The following is a 6,814-nucleotide window of genomic DNA, read 5'->3' as shown; positions in this document are numbered from 1 at the left end:
GCTTGAAAAACCTCTGTAACTAACTATATTTCAAATATTTCAAAGAACTATTTTGGATTTTAATGGGACACTAATGATATGAAAAGTATTATTATGACGTGGCTGATCGCCGTAGCGGGCTATCAGGATTTACAACAGCCTTTGGTTCTGGAAATCGGAGACAAAGCACCTCGGATTGAGGTAGGGAGATGGGTAAGTAAGCAACAAATTGGACAATTGGAACATGGGAAATACTACATTGTAACATTCTCGTCAGAGGGCTGCCCGCCTTGTCTTGCATCAATCCCCATTTTCACTGAGCTATCGGATACATATGGCGGCAAAATCGAAGTGGTCAATATTTATCTGAACACGGAGTCCAAAAATAAAACCACTCAAACTGATTCGGGTTATGAGAAACCAAAGAAATCGCGGTTGGAAACGTATATCAATAATTTAATCCAGGCGTACGGAATAAACTATCCTGTAGGGATCGACCAAGTAGATGGTGCTACTCAGGAACTTTGGAATGTAAAAGGAGTCCCAACTACATATGTGGTTGACCGTTGCGGCGAGATCATCTGGAGAGGACACATGCCGGCCGAACTGAACGTGCTAGTGCCGGATATACTTTCGGGAAGATTCGATAGAAATACTTACGCAATCAAAAAGGAGAAACACGATAAATTATGGAGTATACTTTGGGAGGCTTACGAATCAGGAGACCGCAATATGACAGTGGACCAATTTAATAAGTACACTCGTGTTTATCCCGACTATAGAAAGAGGTCAACTTTGGGAATATACCGTATCCTCGCATTTACAGATGCCCCAAGTGCCAATAACCACATAAAATGGGCGCTTGATAACCTGGATAACTTCAGTTGGTCTAAGCTGGCAAATTACATGTTAGTAGATATTAGCATGAAAAAACGAAATATCTCATTTGAGTTACTTTGCCGCGTGCTGGATAGAAACATTCAACATTCCAAGTCGGAGAGTCAGAAACTTAAGGCGTGGCACTTAAAATCTATGTATGTGAAAAGGATTGCTATTGACCGGGGTGACCCGCGAGCAATCCAACTTGCGTTGGAAACAACTGAAAAAGCGATTCAGTACGCCATCTTGATGGATAACCAAGATGTTTTGTCGAAATTGGAAGAGGGTCTGGATACTCTAAAATTACGCTAAAAGAGGGAAATATGAAAAGCATTTTGCGTGTGTCTATATAGTTAATGACGCACGCAAAATGCTTGGTTGCGAAATTCGCATATTACAGATTAATTTACTGCATTTTTGGGTCTGAATAATTGTTCGCAGCTTAGCGCTTCGAGTGGGCCGGTCGTCGCATCCACAGGTTGACCATCAGCTTCACATTCACAAGGGATAGTACTTGCATTCTGATCACTCGCTGGAAGGCACCCCGTTTCTCCTGTATTTTCATCACAAGGGATACATTCCTCCTCTTCGTCAGGGCTGTAATGGTTTGCGTCGTACACTAATTTAGTAGACGTAATTTTTTCTCCGTAAACCATTCCCCCAGCCAAAACAAAAAGGCTCAAAACTAAAACTAAACTTTTCATGATATTGTAATTTTAAAATTGCCATTCATAGCCTCATTTTTCCCCAAGGTGTAAAGCCATCCCTTGTTGTGCCGTTGCCCTCATCGGCAATGTAGGCGTGGCGCGTAGCCCGCCGTGGTATTTCATCATTCGTTGCCCTTTGCCTCCTTTCTTTTAAAGCATGGAACGACGGATCGTATAGATGATTTCAGCGGAACAATAAATTCCCGATAAAAGGGATGTGTTTGATCGAGATGGAAGTTTGACTTGGGTGAGATGAATATCCCTAAAGCCGCAAGAGCGCAAAAAAGCAAATTCATCCAGATATGGGCTGGGAGCGAAATCTTTTCAGTGAGCGCATTGCACCCACAGGGAATAATCGAGCCATCATATAATAGGAGGATGATATACCCTGTGAAGAGCAGCATCAACGTGAAAAACGTGTAAAGGCCGATTTGCCGGGTCCACATAGGAATCATAAGCACAACGATCAGGATTTCAATGCTAGGGATAAACCACGCAATGAAACCTTCGTATCCTGCCAGAATAGGCGATTTGCCAACTTGTATGCGGAATTGTTCGTACTCGGAAAGTTTGTCTAATGCGGAGTATAGGAACAGCAGCCCGCAGATGAAGATGATGGCATCAGACCAGAAAGCCTTCGTTTTAGCGGCTTCCGAAAGTCGTAGGCTCCGGCGGGCGAACCAATGGTATAACGTAGTGGTGAATGTCTTCATTCAGTTAAGGATTATTTGCGTATTTCGCCTTTGTCAAAGGAACAAATGTAAGGAGACGGGATATCCTTTCTATTGTAAGTACGTCCGGAACCCATTGTAATCAGGCACTATTGATAAGGTGAAGCACGTTTTTAGGTAATTTAATTCGTGAAACTTGTGGATATGGATTTATTTAATTTACTTTGTTATTCAAAGTTCTTTTAATAATAAATCAATATGGAAAATCCTCCAATACAATCGTACGGACTGGGTCACTGGCTCAGCCAATCCGTTTCGGCAAAGCTCCTGTTTATCGGTGTCCTTGTGCTTTTACTACTCATCCCATCCTCTTGGATTGGCTCCCTCATCCGCGAGCGGCAAAGCCGCCAGCAAAGCGTTGTAGCAGAAATAGGCCGTAAATGGTCCGGACCTCAAGTGCTGGGAGGCCCGATGTTAGTACTGCCCTATACAACCATGGTGAAAGTAGTGGTGGCAACAGGGGTGGAGCAATTGGAGGAACGTACCCAATACCTCTATTTGCTGCCTGATGAGTTGAAGGTAGACGCCACCACCGATACGGAATTATTGCATCGCGGCATATTCGATGCGGCGGTATACCAAGCCCAAGTAAAGGTGGACGGTCATTTCGGCCCAGTTGACTTGGCCAAGGCGGAATTGGATGGCGGGCAGGTACAATGGGAGAAAGCGCGGATAGCCGTTGGAGTGGGAGACCTGAAGGGACTGAAGGACAGTCCGGTAATACACGTGGCAGGCGAACGGTATGAACCCCAAACGGACTTTGCAAACATCGGTGGCTTTGGCCAGAACCTGATGGTCGCCCCGAAGCTTACCGGCGAGCTTTGGGAGAAGTTGCCCTTCAGCTTCACGCTGGATTTACGAGGGAGCGAATACCTGCGCTTCATGCAGCTGGCAAAAAGCACCTCGATATCGATAGCGGGCAACTGGCCTTTACCCAGCTTTGGCGGGCAGTTCCTACCTGAAAACCGCGAGGTGACACCGGAGGGATTTACAGCAAAGTGGTCGGTGCCGTACTTTTCGCGGCAGTTGCCACAACAATGGACTGCCGCTACGGCCACCACCATTAATCAGGCATGGGAAGAGGAGAGCGATATGACCAATACGATGTACCGTGACCAACTGCCCGTGGCCATCGAGGGTGGCAACCAACTGGAGGCCGGTGCCTTCGGTGTATTGTTTCTCCAGCCGGTAGACCATTACCAGAAAGCGGAACGCACAGCTAAATATGCTATTCTCATCATCTTGCTCACCTTCGTGTCGCTTTTTTTTACGGAAATCATCGCCAAGAAACGGGTGCACATTATCCAATATTTGCTTATTGGCGCGGCCATGATTGTCTATTACTGTTTACTATTGTCATTTGCGGAACACGTGGGCTTCAATGTGGCTTACCTCATTGCTTCAGTGGCTACGATTGTGTTGGTCGCTACGTTCATTGAACGGCTGCTTCGGCAACGCAGGACGGCAATGGTTTTTTCAGGTATCCTGACGCTATTTTATGTCTTCATCTTTGTGATTATCCAGCTGCAAGACATGGCACTGCTGTTTGGTAGTATCGGACTGTTTATCACGGTAGCCTTATTGATGCATTTCTCCGGCCGGATTAACTGGCAGCGTGAGGAAGAAGGGGGGTGATTTGGTCTGATGATACATCTAAGTTAAGCGTTTTTGACAAATTCAGTCGGCGTTTGCCCGGTGTGCTTTTTGAATTGATTAACGAAGTGTGATTCATCCGTCCAGCCCAGCCCGAAGGCGATTGCCGCGATGGATATACGCTGGCGAAGTCGGTTTTTGGCTTCTTCAATACGGGCTTGGACAATATAATGCTGAAATTTCTGCCGATGGAGACGATAGTGCAAAGATCGGAGTTGTTGCGGCGTCTTACGCAATCCCTGGGCAATAAGCGCTACGGTGGGCAGGTTGCCGTCGTTTAAACGCGTGAGTAATTCCACGACGAGCGACCGTGCATTGTCGACCAGTGCACGGTCGTCATCCGCCCGTTTCTGCTGCGTAAACTCCGTTAGATGTATATCGACCAAATTTGCTACGGGTTGGTTTAGTGCATTATCCATGCTCATCCCAACGTGCTTGGGGATGGTTAGCAGTATGTATATCCATCGCCGTACGTTGTTCGAGATGGGGGTAGGGGCTAGCAGTTGATGCTCTGTCTGTTGCTTTTGGAGACTTCCGATCAGCTTGGCCAAGGGGTTGGCGGTATTGCCGGGATTACGTGAAACCCACTTGCCCTTGGGCACTGCGGCGCATAGGGCATACCGATGGTTGGTGGGGGCTGCCTGCAAGCGCAACGTGCCTTCGGCGGGGACGGCATACACTTGGGTGTGGTGTTGCTCAGGCAGTGTCAATCCCGGTAACCGGGATTCGCCCGCCAATTGATACACCAGGTGCAGGTCGTTCAGTAAACTCTCCACGGGTAAACCCACTGCCACCTTACCGTCTGTATCGACGATCCGGGCTTCCAGCGTGGCTACAAATACATCGAACCCATCGTGCCAGCGGTAAATGAACTGGCAAGACCCACCCACCCAATATTCGGTGCAATCGGCCGTAACGAACGGCATGGGGTATAACGGCTCGAAGGGTTGGCTGCTTACCTGCGTGAGCGGGATGGTGGCGTGTTTGAAATGGGGGATAAAGGGTGTTTTCAATAATCGGTACCTCCTTTCGTTGTATCGCGTGCCGGGGTAGGCAATCGCTTCCTGAAGGCCCACCACGGTGGCGAGGGGTGTTTATGGGATGGATGAACGGGCTGTTCCGTATCGGCGCGATATGGGAAATGGAAGGCAACCAGGTTGAGCAGGATCATGATGGCGGCAAACTGGAATAACCCGATGAATAGGGCAATGCCCACGTGCATGCCCACGATGGCCCAAAGCCAGTAGGGCCGTGTGCGGCCGAACCAAATGAACAGGGGGTAGCAGAGCTCCAGCATCACAACGGCACCGCCGCCAACAGCCCATAGCCACGGATAGGAGGCCAGCGATGCTACCACCGCCGGTGCCTGCTCCAAATGGTAGGGCTGGCCCAGGGCTTTCCAAAGGGCTTCGCCGTTCCACCAGGTGGCGCCCAATGACTTGGCCAGGCCGCCGAAAAAATAGATGATGCACATATGCAGCTGCAGCAGGCGTAGGGCGGGCGTATGCCACGCGGGGCGGGCACGGGGCGTACATAGGCAGTAGAATAGGGCAGAGGCACTGACGTAATCCACGCCATAGCTGAAGGCCGATCCGCGGGTGTGCCACGCACCATGGAGTACCAGCAGCACCAGCACACCGGCCCAGGGCAGCCTACCCAACGCGAGTAGCACACTTAAAAGGATATAGCCGCTGGCGATCACCGAGAGCGGAACGGACGTAGAGAGCAGGAGCGACCGCGCGGGCAGTAATTCCGGATCGATTATGCCATCGGCACCGTAAAGCAGGGCCATATCGGGCAGGAGCAGGAGGAACTGCACCGCGAGCAGGGTGCCGGTGCCCCGGTGCAGCAACCGGATGGCGCTGGGGTGCAAAGGCGTTTCAAATAGAAATCGGTTCATGGCCGGGAGTGGGTTTTGAAAAGTTGGAGGTAGTAGGGGGGCTGCTCGGCCCCACTGCCCCGCAATGGTGCAGGGTACCAAACGCCGATGTGGCATGCTACGTGTGCTACCGCCGCGCGCTCGGCTATGCGTTCGCAGAGTGAGCGGGCCACGGCGCGGGAAATGCGCCGGTGTAGCGCTACGCTGGCGGACGTGGGCTGGTTTGTGGGGAGCAGGTTGCTGAAAAGATCGGTAAAGGCCCGGTAGCGGATACGCCCTTCTAAGGTGGTGAGCAAGGGGTAATGGTGCACTGTGTGCGCACCATCCGCGGTGCGCAGCCGGAACTCCGTGAGGAAATGGCTGCCCACGCGCGGCGCGTAAAAGCCATACCCGCCAGCATAGCCGCAGGTATGGCCCATGGTGCGGATGATGTCGCTTTCGGCAAAACGGCGCAATGGCTGCGGCACGGGCGGCCAGGAGGCGTGCGCATACTCCCGCTGGTTGTGCCAGCACGAATAGGTGCTGAACAACAGGAGCTGCGTGAGGTAGGCCCCCATCAGCACGATAGCCATCGGTCGCTCGGTACCCGCCATCGTTATTCGCCGTAACGTGCCAAAGCGTTTTGAAGCGATTGGACCGGTTTTTCCGGCTCTTTCGGCTTCTTTGGCAGAATCAGCTTTTTAGACACGCAGTCCATGCCTTTTAGATCGGCTGGATTTTCCGGAGCCACGCGGAAAAACGCTTGCCGGGAAGGCCCGTCGGCAGGTGCATAAAGGAGTTGGCCAGCGACGAAAACGGCCAGTGCGCTGGCAATTGTGAGGGTACGGGTGAATGGTTTCATAATGTGTTTTATTGGGTGAATAACTTTTCCAAAAGTGTGTAATCCGGGTGCTGAACCGATTTATTATCCGATACATGTTGGTTTTGGTCCGATAGATTGTTAGTTTTGAAGGATACTTTTTCTAACCGATCCGTTTCGGCGGACC

The 6,814-nt window shown here is 50.5% G+C and carries 8 protein-coding genes; 2 read left to right on the top strand and 6 right to left on the bottom strand.

The features are described from left to right. Positions 1–78 precede the first annotated feature (78 nt). Entirely contained in the window at positions 79–1,170 is a 1,092-nt protein-coding gene (locus ACEVG1_RS17740) for a TlpA family protein disulfide reductase (protein ID WP_374745064.1), read from the top strand. Positions 1,171–1,259: 89 nt separating this feature from the next. Here the strand turns inward: ACEVG1_RS17740 and ACEVG1_RS17735 are convergent, their stop codons facing one another. Together ACEVG1_RS17735 and ACEVG1_RS17730 are read right to left on the bottom strand one after the other, a co-directional pair. After that, complete coding sequence (locus tag ACEVG1_RS17735; RefSeq protein WP_374745063.1) at positions 1,260–1,562, bottom strand: hypothetical protein; 303 nt, start codon at positions 1,560–1,562, stop codon at positions 1,260–1,262. A 125-nt stretch (positions 1,563–1,687) separates the two neighbouring features. After that, positions 1,688–2,278 (bottom strand): MauE/DoxX family redox-associated membrane protein, encoded by a 591-nt coding sequence (locus ACEVG1_RS17730; protein WP_374745062.1) that lies wholly within the window; start codon positions 2,276–2,278, stop codon positions 1,688–1,690. Positions 2,279–2,494: 216 nt separating this feature from the next. Between ACEVG1_RS17730 and creD the strand changes: the two genes are divergently transcribed. Continuing rightward, on the top strand, positions 2,495–3,931 hold the full coding sequence (gene creD / locus ACEVG1_RS17725; RefSeq protein ID WP_374745061.1) for a cell envelope integrity protein CreD: 1,437 nt from the start codon (positions 2,495–2,497) through the stop codon (positions 3,929–3,931). A gap of 23 nt (positions 3,932–3,954) precedes the next feature. Here creD and ACEVG1_RS17720 read toward each other — a convergent pair whose 3' ends face one another. From ACEVG1_RS17720 to ACEVG1_RS17705, 4 genes are read right to left on the bottom strand one after another with little or no spacing between them, the layout of a single operon-like run. Beyond that, entirely contained in the window at positions 3,955–5,028 is a 1,074-nt protein-coding gene (locus ACEVG1_RS17720) for a helix-turn-helix domain-containing protein (protein WP_374745060.1), read from the bottom strand. Next, positions 4,959–5,849 (bottom strand): HTTM domain-containing protein, encoded by an 891-nt coding sequence (locus tag ACEVG1_RS17715; RefSeq protein ID WP_374745059.1) that lies wholly within the window; start codon positions 5,847–5,849, stop codon positions 4,959–4,961. The genes ACEVG1_RS17720 and ACEVG1_RS17715 overlap by 70 nt, the downstream gene beginning before the upstream one ends. Further along, on the bottom strand, positions 5,846–6,421 hold the full coding sequence (locus tag ACEVG1_RS17710) for a hypothetical protein (protein ID WP_374745058.1): 576 nt from the start codon (positions 6,419–6,421) through the stop codon (positions 5,846–5,848). The genes ACEVG1_RS17715 and ACEVG1_RS17710 overlap by 4 nt, the downstream gene beginning before the upstream one ends. A gap of 2 nt (positions 6,422–6,423) precedes the next feature. Continuing rightward, positions 6,424–6,669 (bottom strand): hypothetical protein, encoded by a 246-nt coding sequence (locus tag ACEVG1_RS17705; protein WP_374745057.1) that lies wholly within the window; start codon positions 6,667–6,669, stop codon positions 6,424–6,426. Between the last annotated feature and the right edge of the window lie 145 nt (positions 6,670–6,814).

This window comes from Parapedobacter sp. 2B3, from assembly GCF_041925275.1.
GTDB classification, from domain to species: Bacteria; Bacteroidota; Bacteroidia; order Sphingobacteriales; family Sphingobacteriaceae; genus Parapedobacter; species Parapedobacter pyrenivorans_A.
The sequence above is the reverse complement of the archived record's forward strand: the minus strand, read 5'-3'. Positions and strand labels throughout refer to the sequence as shown.

What these genes read in the sequence shown, in the direction of transcription:
- ACEVG1_RS17715 (WP_374745059.1), bottom strand. Translation starts at nt 5,849, where the DNA reads ATGAACCGATTTCTATTTGAAACGCCTTTGCACCCCAGCGCCATCCGG.
- creD (WP_374745061.1), top strand. Translation starts at nt 2,495, where the DNA reads ATGGAAAATCCTCCAATACAATCGTACGGACTGGGTCACTGGCTCAGC.
- ACEVG1_RS17730 (WP_374745062.1), bottom strand. Translation starts at nt 2,278, where the DNA reads ATGAAGACATTCACCACTACGTTATACCATTGGTTCGCCCGCCGGAGC.
- ACEVG1_RS17740 (WP_374745064.1), top strand. Translation starts at nt 79, where the DNA reads ATGAAAAGTATTATTATGACGTGGCTGATCGCCGTAGCGGGCTATCAG.
- ACEVG1_RS17710 (WP_374745058.1), bottom strand. Translation starts at nt 6,421, where the DNA reads ATGGCGGGTACCGAGCGACCGATGGCTATCGTGCTGATGGGGGCCTAC.
- ACEVG1_RS17735 (WP_374745063.1), bottom strand. Translation starts at nt 1,562, where the DNA reads ATGAAAAGTTTAGTTTTAGTTTTGAGCCTTTTTGTTTTGGCTGGGGGA.
- ACEVG1_RS17705 (WP_374745057.1), bottom strand. Translation starts at nt 6,669, where the DNA reads ATGAAACCATTCACCCGTACCCTCACAATTGCCAGCGCACTGGCCGTT.